This is a genomic window from Halobellus inordinatus (assembly GCF_024498335.1).
Classification (GTDB): domain Archaea; phylum Halobacteriota; class Halobacteria; order Halobacteriales; family Haloferacaceae; genus Haloquadratum; species Haloquadratum inordinatus.
In genome coordinates this window covers 2,355,537-2,371,191 of sequence record NZ_CP101825.1, presented here as the reverse complement: position 1 = coordinate 2,371,191, position 15,655 = coordinate 2,355,537, and the positions used below count along the sequence as shown (strand labels likewise).

General features: G+C 64.4%; 17 protein-coding genes. 4 read left to right on the top strand and 13 right to left on the bottom strand.

The features are described from left to right. Positions 1 to 215 precede the first annotated feature (215 nt). Together NO362_RS12075 and NO362_RS12070 are read left to right on the top strand one after the other, a co-directional pair. Positions 216 to 2,159, top strand: a complete 1,944-nt coding sequence (locus NO362_RS12075; RefSeq protein WP_256545466.1) for a PAS domain S-box protein — start codon at positions 216 to 218, stop codon at positions 2,157 to 2,159. A 99-nt stretch (positions 2,160 to 2,258) separates the two neighbouring features. Further along, the gene (locus tag NO362_RS12070; protein WP_256545465.1) at positions 2,259 to 2,813 is read left to right on the top strand and encodes a hypothetical protein; all 555 of its coding nucleotides are present in this window, start codon (positions 2,259 to 2,261) and stop codon (positions 2,811 to 2,813) included. Between the two features lie 32 nt (positions 2,814 to 2,845). Here the strand turns inward: NO362_RS12070 and NO362_RS12065 are convergent, their stop codons facing one another. The 6 genes from NO362_RS12065 to NO362_RS12040 form a co-directional block, all read right to left on the bottom strand. Next, positions 2,846 to 3,745: a sugar phosphate isomerase/epimerase family protein gene (locus NO362_RS12065; RefSeq protein WP_256545464.1), complete on the bottom strand. Its 900-nt coding sequence runs from the start codon at positions 3,743 to 3,745 to the stop codon at positions 2,846 to 2,848. A gap of 264 nt (positions 3,746 to 4,009) precedes the next feature. After that, positions 4,010 to 4,324, bottom strand: coding sequence for a DUF7526 family protein (locus NO362_RS12060; RefSeq protein WP_256545463.1), 315 nt, complete (start codon positions 4,322 to 4,324; stop codon positions 4,010 to 4,012). A 193-nt stretch (positions 4,325 to 4,517) separates the two neighbouring features. Beyond that, a complete protein-coding gene (locus tag NO362_RS12055; protein ID WP_256545462.1) occupies positions 4,518 to 5,366 on the bottom strand; it encodes a sugar phosphate isomerase/epimerase family protein in 849 nt (282 codons plus the stop codon). Between the two features lie 124 nt (positions 5,367 to 5,490). Continuing rightward, positions 5,491 to 6,429 (bottom strand): UbiA family prenyltransferase, encoded by a 939-nt coding sequence (locus NO362_RS12050; RefSeq protein ID WP_256545461.1) that lies wholly within the window; start codon positions 6,427 to 6,429, stop codon positions 5,491 to 5,493. A gap of 7 nt (positions 6,430 to 6,436) precedes the next feature. Further along, positions 6,437 to 7,264: a sugar phosphate isomerase/epimerase family protein gene (locus tag NO362_RS12045; protein WP_256545460.1), complete on the bottom strand. Its 828-nt coding sequence runs from the start codon at positions 7,262 to 7,264 to the stop codon at positions 6,437 to 6,439. Between the two features lie 6 nt (positions 7,265 to 7,270). Continuing rightward, positions 7,271 to 8,071: a TatD family hydrolase gene (locus NO362_RS12040; protein ID WP_369335092.1), complete on the bottom strand. Its 801-nt coding sequence runs from the start codon at positions 8,069 to 8,071 to the stop codon at positions 7,271 to 7,273. Positions 8,072 to 8,231: 160 nt separating this feature from the next. Between NO362_RS12040 and NO362_RS12035 the strand changes: the two genes are divergently transcribed. Next, a complete protein-coding gene (locus NO362_RS12035; RefSeq protein WP_439331154.1) occupies positions 8,232 to 9,473 on the top strand; it encodes an inositol-3-phosphate synthase in 1,242 nt (413 codons plus the stop codon). Then, positions 9,470 to 10,879, top strand: a complete 1,410-nt coding sequence (locus NO362_RS12030) for an alkaline phosphatase family protein (RefSeq protein ID WP_256545457.1) — start codon at positions 9,470 to 9,472, stop codon at positions 10,877 to 10,879. The genes NO362_RS12035 and NO362_RS12030 overlap by 4 nt, the downstream gene beginning before the upstream one ends. A gap of 440 nt (positions 10,880 to 11,319) precedes the next feature. Here NO362_RS12030 and NO362_RS12025 read toward each other — a convergent pair whose 3' ends face one another. From NO362_RS12025 to NO362_RS11995, 7 genes are all read right to left on the bottom strand, one after another. Next, complete coding sequence (locus NO362_RS12025; protein WP_256545454.1) at positions 11,320 to 11,985, bottom strand: helix-turn-helix domain-containing protein; 666 nt, start codon at positions 11,983 to 11,985, stop codon at positions 11,320 to 11,322. Positions 11,986 to 12,666: 681 nt separating this feature from the next. Then, positions 12,667 to 13,767 (bottom strand): tyrosine-type recombinase/integrase, encoded by a 1,101-nt coding sequence (locus NO362_RS12020; protein ID WP_256545452.1) that lies wholly within the window; start codon positions 13,765 to 13,767, stop codon positions 12,667 to 12,669. Then, on the bottom strand, positions 13,760 to 13,900 hold the full coding sequence (locus NO362_RS12015) for a hypothetical protein (protein WP_256545450.1): 141 nt from the start codon (positions 13,898 to 13,900) through the stop codon (positions 13,760 to 13,762). The genes NO362_RS12020 and NO362_RS12015 overlap by 8 nt, the downstream gene beginning before the upstream one ends. Next, on the bottom strand, positions 13,900 to 14,139 hold the full coding sequence (locus NO362_RS12010; RefSeq protein WP_256545449.1) for a hypothetical protein: 240 nt from the start codon (positions 14,137 to 14,139) through the stop codon (positions 13,900 to 13,902). The genes NO362_RS12015 and NO362_RS12010 overlap by 1 nt, the downstream gene beginning before the upstream one ends. After that, entirely contained in the window at positions 14,132 to 14,350 is a 219-nt protein-coding gene (locus NO362_RS12005; protein ID WP_256545448.1) for a hypothetical protein, read from the bottom strand. The genes NO362_RS12010 and NO362_RS12005 overlap by 8 nt, the downstream gene beginning before the upstream one ends. Continuing rightward, the gene (locus NO362_RS12000) at positions 14,343 to 14,903 is read right to left on the bottom strand and encodes a hypothetical protein (protein WP_256545447.1); all 561 of its coding nucleotides are present in this window, start codon (positions 14,901 to 14,903) and stop codon (positions 14,343 to 14,345) included. The genes NO362_RS12005 and NO362_RS12000 overlap by 8 nt, the downstream gene beginning before the upstream one ends. Beyond that, positions 14,900 to 15,355 (bottom strand): hypothetical protein, encoded by a 456-nt coding sequence (locus tag NO362_RS11995; protein ID WP_256545446.1) that lies wholly within the window; start codon positions 15,353 to 15,355, stop codon positions 14,900 to 14,902. Before NO362_RS11995 ends, NO362_RS12000 begins: the two co-directional genes overlap by 4 nt. Between the last annotated feature and the right edge of the window lie 300 nt (positions 15,356 to 15,655).

Genomic DNA, 15,655 nt, shown 5'->3' with positions numbered 1-15,655 from the left:
CTGCAGTCCGTCCGACGGTCGGCTCATCCGTATAAACCCGACATCGACCGCGGAGGGGCGCAGGCCGTCGATAGATTTTTGTACAACTTCGCACTCCCCAGGGAATCGAACTTCCCGGTGGGACACCGGCCGCACCGAAACGAGGCGGAGTCTCGATTCTCCCTCTGCGGCTAGCCGTCATGCTTTTCTAACCACCGCGCTCACGGTGAAATAGTATGGATTCCGATTCGTATCGCGAGCGGCTCTACGACGTGTTCGCCGATCCGAATCGGGAGACTGAAGAGAAGATCACGCGCGCGCTCGAAATCGGATCCGATTACCTCGACCTTCCTATCGGATTTCTTACTAGAATCGAAGATGGAATGCAGGAGATCGTCCAGGCGACGGGCGACCACCAACTCATCCAGCCGGGCGAACAGTGCCCACTCCGGGACGCCTACTGTAAGCGAACGATCGAACTCGAGAGCCCGTTCGCGACGCACGACGCGGCCGCGTCCTCTATCGACGAGCAAGCGATCCAGACGTTCGGGTTGGGCACGTACATCGGCGCCAAAGTCGTCGTGAACGACGAGATCTACGGTACGGTCTGCTTTGCCGCCGACGACGAGCGCGAGGAACCGTTCTCGGAAGCCGAGGAGGTCTTTCAGGAACTCCTGGCGAAACTCGTCAGTAGCGAACTGGAACGGGACGCCTACGAGCGCGAAATCGAGAAGCAAAACGAACGGTTGCGACGCGAGAAACGCCGGTTCGAGGGGATCGCCGAAACGAGCTTCGACATCCTGTTTCGGCTCGACCTCGACGCCAGATTCACCTACGTGTCCGCGGCCGTCGAGCGGATCTTGGGCTACGACCCCGACGAGTTGGTCGGCGAACCCTTCGTCGATTTTATGACGGAATCGTCGGTCGAGGAGGCGGTGGCGGGCTACGTAGACGTCCTCGACGAACAGGGGGTCGCGCGGATGGAACTGGACTTCCTCGATCAGTCGGGTACTGTCGTCGTCATCGAGGTCAACGCGACGCCGGTGACGGCCGGAGGCGAGGTCGTCGGGATCCAGGGCGTCGGTCGGGACGTCACAGATCGGAAAGAGCGCGAGCAGGAACTACGCGTCAAAAACCGAGCGATGGAGGAGGCGCAGGTCGGTATCTCGATCGCGGACGTGCGCAAGCCGGACAACCCGCTCGTCTACGTGAACCGCGGGTTCGAGCGCGTGACGGGATATTCGGCCGCGGAGGCGACCGGCCAAAGCTGTCGGTTTCTCCAGGGGGAGGCGACGGACCCAGACGCGGTGAGTCGCCTCCGGTCGGCGATCGACGTGGGCGACCCAGTGACGGTGGAGCTCATCAACTACCGGAAGGACGGGACCCCCTTCTGGAATCAGGTCCGCCTCGCGCCCGTCGAAGACGACGGGGGGACGCTCTCGCACTATCTCGGGTTCCAGAACGACGTCACAGAGCGTAAGCGAACCGAGGAACTGATCCAACTCCTCAATCGGGTGCTCCGGCACAATCTGCGCAACGACCTGAACGCGATCCTGGGATGGAACGGCGAGCGACAGCGTTCGATGGAGACCGGGACCGACGCCGAAGACCGAATCCAGCACATCGCACAGGAACTGGTCGAGTTGTCCGATCGCGCCCGCGAACTGGAACAGTACGCACGCGGCGACCGTGACCCCCGGCGGCTCGCCCCCGACGCGCTCGTCGCGGCGGTCCTCGAAAGTCACCGAGACGCCTTCGCTGGAGCGACGATCGAACGAACGATCCGAACGAGTACAGACATCTGTGCCGGCCCGGAGCTACGGCGGGCCGTCTCGGAACTCGTCGAGAACGCCATCAAGCACGACCCGTCGCCCACTCCGCGGGTGGCGATCGACGTCGTCGACGACGGCGACTGGATCGAACTCACGGTCAGGGACGACGGTCCCGGAATCGACGAGATGGAAGCGGGGGTCATCGCCTCTGGAAACGAAACCGCACTGCAACACGGCTCAGGCTTGGGACTGTGGCTCGTCAACTGGATCGTGACGCGCTACGGCGGGTCGTTCCGGATCGGCGCCGACGACGACGGTGGCACGACGGCGACGATCCGACTGCCCGGTATCGACGCGGACGAATCGGTGGCGTCGGTCGCCCGCCGGCCGACCGTGCTCTTCCGGTAGACGGAGCGGTCACGGCAGCGAACAGCAGACCGAACCGGAGGAGCTACGAGAGTGGCGTCGGGGGCGGTTTTGATACTGTCCCGACACGTCTGTGTACGTATGGCCCCCGACGCCGACCGCCCGGTCGAAGCGGACAGTGGCCCGTCCGTGCCGGCGTACGGCCCTATCGACGCCGTCCTCGGATACGCGCTGTTCTACGTCGTCGTCGACCGCGTCACTCCGAGCGTCACTGCAGTCCTCGCGGACATCTTATCCGTCGCACCGTCGACTATCGGATTCGGGCTCGCAGCCGCGCTCTGGTTCGTGCTGGTGGTTACGGTGCTCGATCAGTCGCGGCGACAGTTGGCGGCGCTCGGCGTCGGGACGGCGGACGCAGTCCGTCACGAGGCAACACAGCGCGGCACGCTCTCGGAACCGCAAACGGAGTTCTATCTCGCAGCGCTGCTCGTCGGCGGGGTCGTCGCCGCCTGGACCTTCGATACCGCGATGACAACTATTCCCTCCCTCGTCCGGGTCGTTTCGACGGCCGATCCCGGTGGCTTCGTGATTCGGGCGTTCCTGGAGACGGTCGTCTTCTTCGTCGCGTTCGGAACCGCGACCCGGGCACTCGATCGATTGCTCGTGGGCGCGATCCGACAGTGGCTCGCGGCGTGACCCCGCCCGCTGTGTGACCGCGTGATCGTCCCCTACTCGGCGTCGGCAACGCGAACGTCGGGATCGTGGCTCTGGCCGAGGTGTTTGCGCAGGAACGCGGCCCCGTGATCGACCTTCGAGTCGGCGTCGACGTCGAGTTCGTTCTCGTAGACGACCCACTCGACGCCCGTGTCGCGAGCGGCGGCGAAGATCCGTTCCATATCGAGGACGCCCTCCCCGTGCGGCGCGTCTTCGAAGGCTCCGAAGCGTCCGGTGGGTGCAACGTCTCGCAGGTGCAGTAGTTCGAGTCGATCACCGAACATCGGAAACGCGGAGACGGGATCGAACCCGGCGGCACGGATCTCGCCGACCTCGACTTCGAAGAAGAGGTCCGCAGTCTCCGTCTGCGTGATCAGATTCCAGAGGCCGGTGTTGGTGGCTTTCGGCTGGCGACCCGCGCGGAGTGCACGGCTGGCCGCCATCGTCGCGGCGTTCTCGACGCCGGGAGGCAACGGTGCTGCGTCCGTGATCGTCTCCACGACGTCCGGCAGCAGCGGCCAGAGGTAGTGCCGGACGTTGTGTATGCCGAGATCGATGCCGTAGTCGTCTAACTCCACCGAGGCGTCGCGGAGTCGCTGGGCGAGCGATTGGACCGCGTTCCGCGATCTGAGGTGTCCGAACGAGATGTGCGGCACGATCAATCGGTCACACCCGATCGTCGAGCAGCGGTCGAGGAGGTCGTTTTCGCCTGTCAGGGCCGCCTCGACGAGCGGGAGTTCGGCGTGGACGCCGACGGGGACGGTTCCGGTCTCGCTGAGGGCGGTCGCGACCGCCTCTGGCGGTTCCTCCCGGAAGCGGTGGGCGAATTCGACGCCCTCGTAGCCGGCCGCCGCGGCCCGGCGAACGATGTCCGGGAGCGAATCGTCGAGCGTCCGTACGCTGTAGAGTTGCAACGCTGGTCGAGGTATGTCGGTCACAGTTTCTGTAGTTCGCTGGCGCGTGTATTGTTATAGAACGCATATTTCCTCACTAATCGGCCAATAGCCGCGAGTCATGCCGCGTTCTACCGGCAGTGGAGTCGGATGCGAGTGATGTTAGCTATCGGAACCAACTCGGTTCGGTCTCTGGATCCCGTGATCGGTCCTGACAACTAAAATGCAAATATCCGCGCTGCCGAGCGCTGCGACTATCAGGCCCCTACTATTTCGCGAACAGTATCAAGCCCGGTCAACGTCCATAGTGCCGGTTACCTCGTAGACGCCGAACAGCTCTGTCTCTGTGATCTGTGCGGTTATCTCGTCGCCCTCGCTGATGTCCTCGTCTTCGACGTCCGCAACGACAGTGACCGCCTCGATTGGGTCCCGCCTCACGAACGCCCATATGAGTTCCAACAGCGAGGGATGGCCACCGCGGCGACAGACCAGGACGCCACGCGATGCAGCCAGTTCCTCTAAGGCAGGTTCGAGATCGTGCTCGGCGAGTTCGTCTGGTGGAATGACGCGCAGTACGTCGCCGTGAAACGTCTCTGACACAGCGGCAGTCTGTGGCGAAGCAGGAAGGCGGTGTCGGTCGATCTCCGAGTGCTGATGCTGTCTGCCAGACGTCCGTGACGTATTGCGGTACCCCAGAGTTGTCTCGGGAGCGCCGGACGTTGTTGCCAGTGGCCACGTGCCGCTCCGCCGCAGGCCCGACAGGAAGCGTGAGTGATCTCAATAGTCCTGCACCTCAGCAGTATTGCACCAGTTCCTCGTACGCACGCTCGGCGGCCCGGTCGGGCTCGTGCGGGTACGTGTACAGTTCGGCGGTGACGAACCCGTCGTAGCCGACATCGTCCAGCGCGTCGAAGATGGCCCGGAAGTCGAGGTCGCCCTCGCCGGGGATCCGGTGGTAGTGCTTGCCCCGGCGGCCGCCGACGATGTCCTCTACGTGCACGCCGGTGATGTGGCCAGCGCTCCGGTGTATGGTCTCGGTGAGGTCCTCGCCGTACACGGCCGCGTGTCCGACGTCGAGGTTGACGCCCAGCGACTCGCGGCCGACGTCGTCTATCAGGGCTAACACCTCGTCGGTGCACTCGACGAGTAGTTCCGGTTCGAACTCGATGCCGACGTCGATACCCCGCGGCTCCGCGTAGTCGAGGATCTCGTGGAGCGACGCGCGAAGTGTCTCTTGCGCCCGTTTCGGCGGGTTGCCCGCGAGCGGTCGGCCGGTCGCGAGACAGACCGCGGGCGACCCCACCGCCTCCGCGAGGTCGATGGCGCGGTGCGTGTACTCGATGCGCCACTGGCGGGCCGCTTCGTCGTCGGTGATGACGCTCGGCTCGAAGAACGCCGAGGGCGGCGCGTCGTCGTAGTAGCCCATCGCCGTGTTCGCGTTGACGTTTGCCACCGACAGGCCTGTCTCCGCGAGGGCGTCGCGCAGCGCGCGCTCGTCGTGGCCGTCGAACGTCGGGAAGTAGGCGTGGGGGTCGTCGCCAAGGATCTCGACGCCAGCGTAGCCGTGGTCGCCGATGCGTCGAACCGCCTCCGGAAGTCCGTATTCGGAATAGGCGTTCGTCGAGAAGGCCAACTCGACCATCACTGCCCCCCTCTGCGCCTGCCGGGGCGGCCGGCAGCTACGGTTCGTCGTCGGTGCGTCGTCGTCGATTCGAATCCGGCTCGGTGAATCGTGTGTCTCTGATGCATACGTGTCATCATCCTCCTTACGAGACGGCGAACAGTTGTGACAGTCCGACTGCGGGACCGACGAACGCGATCGCGACCAGCGCCCATCCGGCGCCAGCGACGGCCGCGACCGCCGCATCGAGCGGCACGAGCGCGAGCACGCACGTCCCGATGACCGGGCCGACCGTCTCCGGCGACGGGTCACGGTAGGCCCGTGCGAGCGCTCGCCCCGTCACGACGAGAAACGCGGCCGCGAGTACGATGCCGACGCCGGCAGCGAGTCCGTGGGCGGTGAGGCCGACAGTCGCGAGGAGGGTCACCGCGACCGTCCCGGCGACTCCGGCGGCGCCGCCAGCGACCACCACCGACCGCCGCGACGCCCCGGTCGTCTCCGTTGCGGCCACCAGCGTCACGCCCGCGACGTACGTGGCGAGCACGACCGGGATACCGAGCGCCCACAGGGGCAGCGACGCGACCGTCGCGTCTGTAGCCGTCGTCCCGAACAGGACGTTCAGTCCGCGGGCCGCGCCCATCGCTAGGAAGCCCGCCGGTCCGCCCTTCAGCACGCCGTCGTACGCGACGACCGCCGCTGCGACCGCGAGTGCCCCGATTCCGGCAGTAGCGCCGGCTGCAGCGACTGCGAGGAGCACCGCACAGAGCAGCAACGCGGCTCCGAAAACACCGGCCGTCGGGCGCGACACCCGACCGGCAGGGATCGGTCGCTCCGGACGCTCCTCCGCGTCGACGGGGGCGTCGAAAAAGTCGTTGAGGGCCGTCCCAGCGGCGTAGAGCAGCACCGAAGCGGCGGCCACGCCGGCGACGGCCGGGACCGTGGCCGTCCCGCCCGCGGCGACGGCGAGTGCGGCCCCGGCTATCACGTCCGGCGGCGCAGTGAAGAGGTTCGGAACGCGAACTAACTCGGCGTACGCGGCCACAGTGCGTCGCACCCGGCGTGTGCCGCGTCGGGAGTGAGCCATCGTCCGATCAGATCCACCCGTGCTCGTCGAGATACTCGTACGCCTCGCGCGCCGTCTCAGCCGCGGTCTCCTGATACGGGTATAGCTCGACGGTGACGAATCCATCGTAGCCCGTCTCCGCGACGGCTTCGAGAAAGCCGTCGATGTCCATCGCGCCGTCGCCCAGTTGGGTGTGCTCGTGCGTGCGGTCGGCCGGAATGTCCTCTACGTGGTAGTGGGGCGTCTGATCGACGACCCGGCCGACGGCCTCGGCGGGATCCTCGCCGACGCAAAAGAGGTGCCCCGCATCGAAGTTGCAGCCGACCGCTTCCGAGTCGACACGGTCTGCGATGTCGAGATACTGGTCTGTCGTCTCGATCAGCAGGTCCGGCTCGGGTTCGATCAGCACGTCGACGTCGAGGGGTTCGGCGATCTGCACGATCGACCGCATACTCTCTCTGAACGTCTCCATCGCCCACTCGTAAGACCGGTCTGCAGGGACGGGGCCGCCCGGCTGGATCGAAATCGAGTCGGCTCCGATGGCGTCGGCCAGACGGAGCGACTCGTGCGTGTAGTCGATGCGCTGCTGGCGGTACTGGGGATCGGTCTCGACGTAGGAAGGGTGTTGAAAGCCCTCCGCAGTCATCATAAACGCGTTACAGTTGCTTATCTCGAGGCCCGTATCGTCGAGCACGTTCTCGACCGCGGCGATGTCCGCTTGGTCCGTGTCTGCGGGGTGAAGGTGCGACGCGCCGAGCAGGAGTTCCACCCCGTCGTACCCGATGTCGGCCAGAATCTCGACGGTTTCGAGCTGATCGTACGCCTGGAACGCGTTGGCTGAGAATGCAAATTGCATCGGCTCTCAGGGCTCGTAATCGAAGTTGGGCGACTGGTCGAAGAACGCGTATGGGTTCTCGAAGACGACCGTGCGGACCGCCTCGCGGTCCCAGCCGCGGTCGAGCATCTTGTCGCGGGCCTTCGGCACCGCCAGCGGGTCCGAAGGGTCCCAGTCGGCCGCGCTGTTGAGTATCATCCTGTCGGTGCCGTACTCCTCGAGCAGGTCGATGGCCTTCTCGTCCGCAATTTTGCCCGGATAGAGGGTGAATCCGATCCAGCAGTCGGTCTGCAGACTGGTGTCGATCGTGTTCTCGGTGTTGTGGTCGATGATGATCCGTTCCTCGGTGACGTCTTCTTCTTGGATCATCTCGACGAGCCGCTCGGTCCCATCCGGCTTGTTCTCGTGGGGCGTGTGGACGATGACGGGGAGTTCGCGTTCCTCGGCCATCCGGAGCTGCTTGCGGAACGCGTACTCCTCGGCGTCCGTCCCCTGATCGAGCCCGATCTCGCCGACGCCGACCACGTTCTCGCGGTCGAGGAACTCGGGGAGCCGTTTCATCACTTCCTCGGCCATCTCGGGGTAGTTCGCCTCCTTGGGTTCGAGCCCGAGGGTGACGTAGTGGTCCATCCCGGCCGCGCGCTCGGCGCGCTCGGTCTCGAAGTCGGTGATGTGCTCGAAGTAGTCGAAGAACGAGCCCGCGTGACGTTTGTCCGTCCCGCTCCAGAATGCCGGTTCGATGCAGCACTCGATTCCCGCCCGCCGGGCTCGGCGGTAGTCTTCGCTTGACCGTGATACCATATGCATGTGGGGGTCGATCACGCGCATCGATTCAGCAATCAGGTAGTTCTCACTTCGTTATGAGTCTCCTACTATCGGCTTCAAAAGCTGAAAACCGCGGTTAAACGGTCAAATAAGCCCTCTCAGACCCGTTTGACCGAGTGTCGCCCTCCCAGCGGTACCTGTCTCGTTCAGGCGTGTCATAACAATGTCGCTAGTTCGACACGGAGTACCTACGCCAATGACAAGCACAGGTGTTTGGCTGATCGGCGCGCGCGGAAACGTCGCGACCACCGCGATAGCAGGCGCGCGCGCACTGGCCCGCGGCGAAACGGACACGACTGGCCTGGTGACGGCCCGGGAGCCGTACTCGCGACTGGCGCTCCCCGACGTCGGAGAGTTCGTCTTCGGCGGCCACGACATCAGAGAGCAGAGCCTCTTGGAGTCGGCGCGAGATCTCTCCGAGAACGGCGTCCCATCTCCGGAAATCGTCGACACAGTGGCCGAGGACCTCCGCCACATCGACAGACGGATCGAGACGGGAACGGCGCTGAACTGCGGGGCGGCCGTCGACGACCTCGCCAGCCAGGGCTCGCTGGACGAACGGCTTCCGGTGGGCGAGGTCGTCGACCGCATCCGAGACGACTACCGGGCGTTCCGTCGGGAGCACGACCTCGATCGTGTGGTGGTAGTGAACGTCGCCTCGACCGAACCGCCGCTGGAGGAGCCGGACCGATACGACACGCTCGATGCGTTCGAGCGGGCGATCGCCGGAAACGACCGCGACCTCCCCGCGAGCGCACTCTACGCGTACGCCGCGATCGTCGACGGACACCCCTACGTCAACTTCACGCCGAGCACTGGCTCGGCACTCGGCGGCCTCCGGGAACTCGCCAACGATCGGGACGTTCCGCACACGGGACGGGACGCCAAGACGGGTGAGACTCTCGTGAAGTCGGCACTCGCGCCGATGTTCGGCGGGCGGAACCTCCACGTGCGGTCCTGGGAGGGCCACAACGTCCTCGGCAACGACGACGGTCAGGTCCTCGAAGACGAGGCCAACAAGGCCGGAAAATTAGCGAGCAAGGGTGGCGTGCTCGACTCCATCCTGCCCGATATCGAGCACAACCGGGTCCGAATCGACTACACACCGTCGCTGGGGGACTGGAAGACCGCCTGGGACTACGTCCACTTCGAGGGCTTCCTGAACACCGAAATGAAGATGCAGTTCACCTGGGAGGGCTCGGACTCGGCACTCGCCGCTCCGCTCGTGCTCGACCTCGTTCGCTTGCTCGCCCACGCCGACGAGCGCGGCGAAGGGGGGCTCCAGCGACATCTCGCGTCGTTCTTCAAGGCCCCGATCGGCGTCGACGAACACGACCTCTCGCGACAGTTCGCGCTGCTCGACGCGTACGTCGACCGCCACTCGATGGAGGCGGCTGTCGAATGACCGTCTCCGACGGGCCGGCCGCGGACCGGCGCGTCGTCGTCCTCGACGTCGTCGGTCTCCAGTCTGACCACCTCGGCAGTGGCCACGCGCCGAATCTGACCGGGTTGCTCGATGAGGAGCACACGGCCGACCTCCGGCCTCCGTTTCCCGCAGTCACGGTCCCGGCCCAGACGACGCTCGCGACCGGACGCTCGCCGGCGGCCCACGGCGACGTGGCGAACGGCGAGTACGACCGCGACGCGGACGCGGTGGCCTTCTGGGAGCGCGACCGAGGTGATCGCACTCGGATTTGGGAAGCCGCCGCCGACGCCGGTCTCACCACCGGCGCGCTGTTCTTCCAGCACCTCGTCGGGACGAACGCCGACGTGTCGGTAACGCCGTCGCCGATCGAAGACGAGGACAACAACATACTCGAGATGAACTGCTGGACCAATCCTGACGGCTTGTACGACGATCTGGAGGCCGAATACGGCCACTTCCCGCTCCACAACTACTGGGGGCCGGCCGCGAACGAGCGAAGCAGCGAGTGGATCCTGACCGCCGCGCGCGAGGCAATCGAACGGTTCGACCCCGACCTACTCTGGGTGTACGTCCCGCACCTCGACTACGACGCGCAGCGGCACGGTCCCGACGCGCCCGAGACCGACGCGGCGCTCGAAACTGTCGACGAACTCCTCGGGTCGTTTCTATCGTTCCTCCGTGCGGACGAGCGCTGGCAGGAGACAGTCGTGAACGTCGTCAGCGAGTACGGGTTCCACTCGGTCGATACGCCGGTGTTCCCCAACCGCGCGCTTCGACAAGCGGGGCTACTTTCGGTGACCGACGACGGCCACGGCGGCGAGGAGGTCGATCTCTCACGCTCGGCAGCCTTCGCGATGGTCGACCACCAAGTCGCGCACGTGTACGCCGACGCTGACGTGGTCGCCGCCGCCCGCGAGACGCTCGAAGCGCTCGACGGCGTGGCCCAGGTGCTGGACGATGACGGAACGGCGGCGCGGGGTATCGACCATGCGAACGCGGGCGACCTCGTGTTAGTCGCCGAACCGGACGCCTGGTTCCAGTATTACTGGTGGGACGCCAACGAGGCGGCCCCATCGTACGCCACGGATATGGACATCCACGCCAAGCCCGGCTTCGACCCCTGCGAGCTCTTCGTCGGCGATGCTGGACTGGCCTCGCTCGACCCGACACAGATCGGCGGCTCACACGGCTGCGTCGACGAGGAGACGCGAGGAGTGTACGGGATCGGCGGCCCTGCCGCTCCGGAGACGTTGTCACCCGACGGACCGGTCGACGCGCGGGCCGTGGCGCCGACGATCGCGACGCTTCTCGGGGTCGAAGAGCGGCTGGAGATGGACTTCGAGGCGGCATCGCTGCTGTCTGGCGTCCGGTCGACTTCGGACTGACGCGTAGCGAGCGGAAGCCCGGGAGGATATCGAAGCGCCCCCTCCTGCAGAGAGTGACCAGAAAACCCGCACTGATTCGGATCCCGGCCGAGTGCGCCCCCGTCTGTCAGCGTTGAGGCGGCACCTACGTCACGTCTCCGTCTATCGCCGCGGGTCACACCGATAGACGGCGTAAACGTGGACTGATGCAGCGGCTGTCCGCGATTCGGCGCGCGTGGAGCATCGAAGCGGCAGTGTATCTAACCGTCCTTGCACCTGTGGTCGGCGCAGCGGCGATCGCCCTCTGAAAAGGGATGCTGAACGATTCGAAAGCAGAGTTAGAGACGCATCTCCCAGGGACCGCTGAGCGCTACTGGATCGCCTGTCAGAACGAGTCTACAGATTGACCGCAGAGCCTGCTGTCAGAGACGGTAGGTGGTCAGTGCGTTTTGAGACGTTGGTCAATCTGATACGTCACTGTCATCCACCAGAGACGATACGACGAGTCGCTTGGTTCCACGCCGAAGAAGACCGCTGGCGGCGGGTTGTGAGATGTCCAGATCAGCGGCGACCTCGCTGAGCGTTGCGTTCCGTGGTTCTTCGAAATACCCTGTCTCCAATGCAACGAGCAGTGCTTCTCGTTGGCTATCGGTCAACCCCGCGTCTTTGGTGCCCAGACTATCGTATTCGTTCACGCGCAGTAAGTCGATGTCGATGTCGTGCTGTTGTGCATAGTTCCAGAGATGGGTCAGGTTCGTTCGTTCGGGCACCCATATCGTGAATATCCAAGCCTGTCCCTCGTTCTCCATTTCGAGTGTGACACCATTCGCGGTCGAAATAACTGACGAGAGGATTTTCGCTTCGTCCGTGTACTCGAAGCTATAGATGGCTTCCTCGTCTCTGGTTTCGATAACGCGTTCGAATTCGCCGACGGTGTTATCGCTCCGCAGTCCGTCTTCAAACTGCGAGAAGTCAGACGACTCTATACGATAGAAGAACTTCCCCGATGTGGGATCAGTCCCCGCCTCTGACACCGATTTGACTTTCGCGCTTCGGTCGTGGTTGACTGTCTCTGTGAGCACTATGTCAGGGTGCTCGACTCTGACGACCGCTTTAATATCGGTCATTGATATCGGCCATTGTTCTGTAGGTGCGTATTTGTTGTATGGTTCTGCAATCAATGAGTTTTGAGATATCCGACGAAGAAGTACACTGCGATGTTTGCTATCGGAGTCGTAGTTGTGGGCGTGTGGTGTGTTAAGTGAGCCGGTTAGTCGAGGTTGGTTGACACGATAAATACTGTTTCGAGTGCCTACTCCTCGTACACGGTAGTCAGAAGATGAATCCCACTCAGAACTCGATCCAATCCACCTGGACCGGGTGGTTCACCGCATTCGTTCGCAGCTACGCCGGCGTTTCGACGCCGTGGCTGAACAGCTTCGCCCAGATACGCTCAATCCGACCGGCGACGGACGTCGAGGGAGATCCGGCGGGGAGATAGAAGTTTGGTTCGGTCTCTCTGCCTCGATCGTCAGTAGGGTTTCTCTGCGTCATACAATTGAACGAAGGGCCCGTAACCGCATTGTTCTGTAGCTTAACGGTATAACCGATTTATACCGGGGGTAGAAGGGTTGTGTCCTGACGGGTGGCCGACGAATCGGCTGCTCTGGACATATGAAAGGACGACGCACTAAGACAAACAGTACACTCGACGGGTAACAGATTACGTCATAGAAAACAACTATGGGACCGCTGAGCCAGCGCACTATTCGCTACCGAAGCCATCCGCTCTGTCGATGTCGTCGTCATTATTCCAGATCCTCGAATCTCTCGCGTCTGTTTTCGAGCCGCTGCAGTTCGTCGCTGAAATCGTAGTGCTGTCTGATCGTCTCCGGCGTCGCGTCCACCCGCTCTGAGACGTCCTCCGGCGAGATTCCGCACTCTCGCATATTCGAAATCGCGCCGGTTCGGACCTTGTGCGGTGACTTCACCGACGGACAGCCACTCTCGTGGCCGTGCTCTCGGTACTCGCACGTCTCCGGGTTCTTATCGTGCGGACACGGCCCGACCAGACACGGCTGCGTCAGCCGGTACATCCAGCGTCTGACACACGTGTTCGTCGGCCGCCCGTGCGTCGACGTCAGCAACGGCCGCCGGCCGTTCTCGTCGATCTGCTCGGTCCGCTTCTTGTCGATGTAATCCTGCAGGACGCGCACCTCGTCGTCCGTCAGCGAGACGATGCGCTCGCTCTTCGATTTGTTCTTCAGGGGCGTACCCGACTCCGGCCGATGGATCATATACAGGTGCGGCCCGATCTCCTCGGGCACATTCTCGGTACGCTCGCCGATCATCCGGAGCCGCTCTTTGTCGATCTCGCCGTCGAACGAACAGTCCTCGACGTCGATCGCCCGCAGATCACCCAACCGGAACGCGAACCGCCACATCAGCAGCATCGTGACGTGCCGTCGGCCCGCGTACTCGAAGCGCTCCAGATACTCCAGGATCTCTCGCGCTCGCTCCGGCGGCAGTTTCTCCACGTTCGTCTGGTCGTCGGCCGAAGCGGTCGGCTTCAGCAGCTGCACCCGATCCGGCATCGCCGGCTCGGTCGCCTCGATCGCGACGAGGAACTCGAAGAACTTCTTCAGCGTCCCGAACTCGTTGTTCAGCGTCGTCCGGTTACACGTCTGCTGGCGGTACGCGAGGTACTCCTGCAGATCGCGGCCGCCGACCACGTTGAGGTTCAGGATGTCTTCGTGTTCGAGCCAGCGCACGAACCGCATCAACCGGTCGTGATACGTCCGCAGCGTCTGCTCTGTCGAGTCCGACTGCCGCCGCTCGATGAACCGCTCGACAGCGTCCCGCGGCGTGATCGGACTCAGATCGCGACTGCCCGAGCGCGACTCAGCCATCGTCGCGTCCTCCCAGCCCGCGACCGTCGGTTACCCCCGTAACGTCGGTCGCGAACTCGTGTAGGTGGAACTGCGCGACGTCGTGGTAGGCGTCGTCGGCGCGAGTGCGGACGCTACTCCAGCGTTCGCCCATCAGTCCGCGCCTCCGGTCACGTCGCCGCTGTCGGCGTCCATCAGCCGGCCGGCAAGCCCACCTTGCGGGCGCGGCCCGCGCTTCGACTCCCGACGGACCGGCTCGTCGAACTCCGAATCACAATCGGAGCAGCGCCAGCGGCCGTCGCCGTCGTCGAGCTTCGAGACGGCCTTCTCGGGACTGCGCCGGAAGATGTTCGCCGACGAGTCGCAGTTCGGGCAGGCGAGCACCTCAGTCACTGGCAGACACCCCCGCTGCCGCAGATTCAGCCTCTCGCCGGAGTCGCCGCGTGAGATAGCGGAACAGCTCCAGGCCGAGTACGATCACCACGGCGATCACGAAGAGCCCGCCGAGGGCCATTCCCGCGAATCCGGACCACGAGGCCGACGCGAGCACGGCCACGATCGCGCCGTAGCCGGCCAGGTGCGCGAGCACGTCGTCGTCAGTCATCCGCCGACACCTCCGCGGTCGGCGTCGCTTCGGTCATCAGTTCGCTGTCGGGCGCAGACAGCGCACTGAGGACTTTTTGCTTCGTGTAGTCCGATGGGTCGTAGTCTTCGAGAACGTCCAGCAGCGCCAACTGCGGGCGGTCGCTCGCCGCGTGCTCGCTGAGGTCGTCGAGGATCGCACAGACTGCGTTCGCGACGTCGTCCTCGCTCGCGACCCGCGAACTGTGGCGCTTCGCCAGCGGGACCACCGCGGCCTGCCACGCCGCGATCGAGCCGCTGAGTCGGAGGTCCCACTCGCTCTCGTCTTCGGGCTCGTACTCGGCTTCCGCGTCGCTCAGCGTCTCGGTGACGAAGCGCGCGACGTTCGCGTGGGCGAGCTGTGCGCCGCCGCTGCGGAAGACGGCCGCGTGTTCGTCGAGCCAGTCGGCGTCGACGTCCAGCGTAGCTTCGAGGTCGACCGTGACGGTCGTCTCGATCGCGACGCCGTCGCGTTCCGTCTCGGTGGTCGTCAGCGCGGGGCCAGACGCACGGAGCGTGAGCGCGTCGTCGGTCATTCGGTGCCTCCGCGGTCTTCGAGATTCGTCTCGACGCGCTGGGCGACGCGATCGCGGATGTTCTCCTCGACGTGCTCGCTCAGGTAGACGCCGTGTTCGTGGGAGATCTGTTCGATGACCTCCGCCGCGACCGCGTGCGGCGTCACCTCGCCGCGTCGCATCTCGACGAGCTCTTCGTCGACGTAGAACTCGTCGAGGGTGTCGTAGAGGGCCTGGTAGATGGCCGTGTGGACGCCGCGCGTCACGTCGCTTCCGTTGGCGTGGAAGTACGCGTGAAAGCCGGCGTCGCCATCCAAGATGGCCTCCAGGTCGCCGTTCTCGGCGTCGAACTGCTGGACGGACGCCTGGAAGGTGTCGTACCACGTGTCGTAGGCGAAGTCGGTCTGCTCGCCGCCGTCGGTGACGAGTCGGTGCTCGCTCTCGTCGAGCGCGACACCGCACGGTCGGCACACTGGCTTTCCAGTGTGCGCGTCGACGCCGATCGCTCGGTTCGTGCAAAAGGCGCAGTCGCCGCTGTTATTTGGAGTCGGTGCGTCTGTCGTCGCGCGGGCTTGAATGCCCGCAGATGGTCTTTTGACCATGGTTCTGTGTTCTGGCACAGAACCCGCCGCGGCCGGGTGCTACTACACCGCGGCCGCGACCTATACTGAGTCTCACTAGCCGAGGGTATCTCGCTCGGGCTCCGTGACCACGGATTTATGCCGCCATTGCATAAATGTAATGGTAGCACTGATAGTTTTTGGTGGGAACTT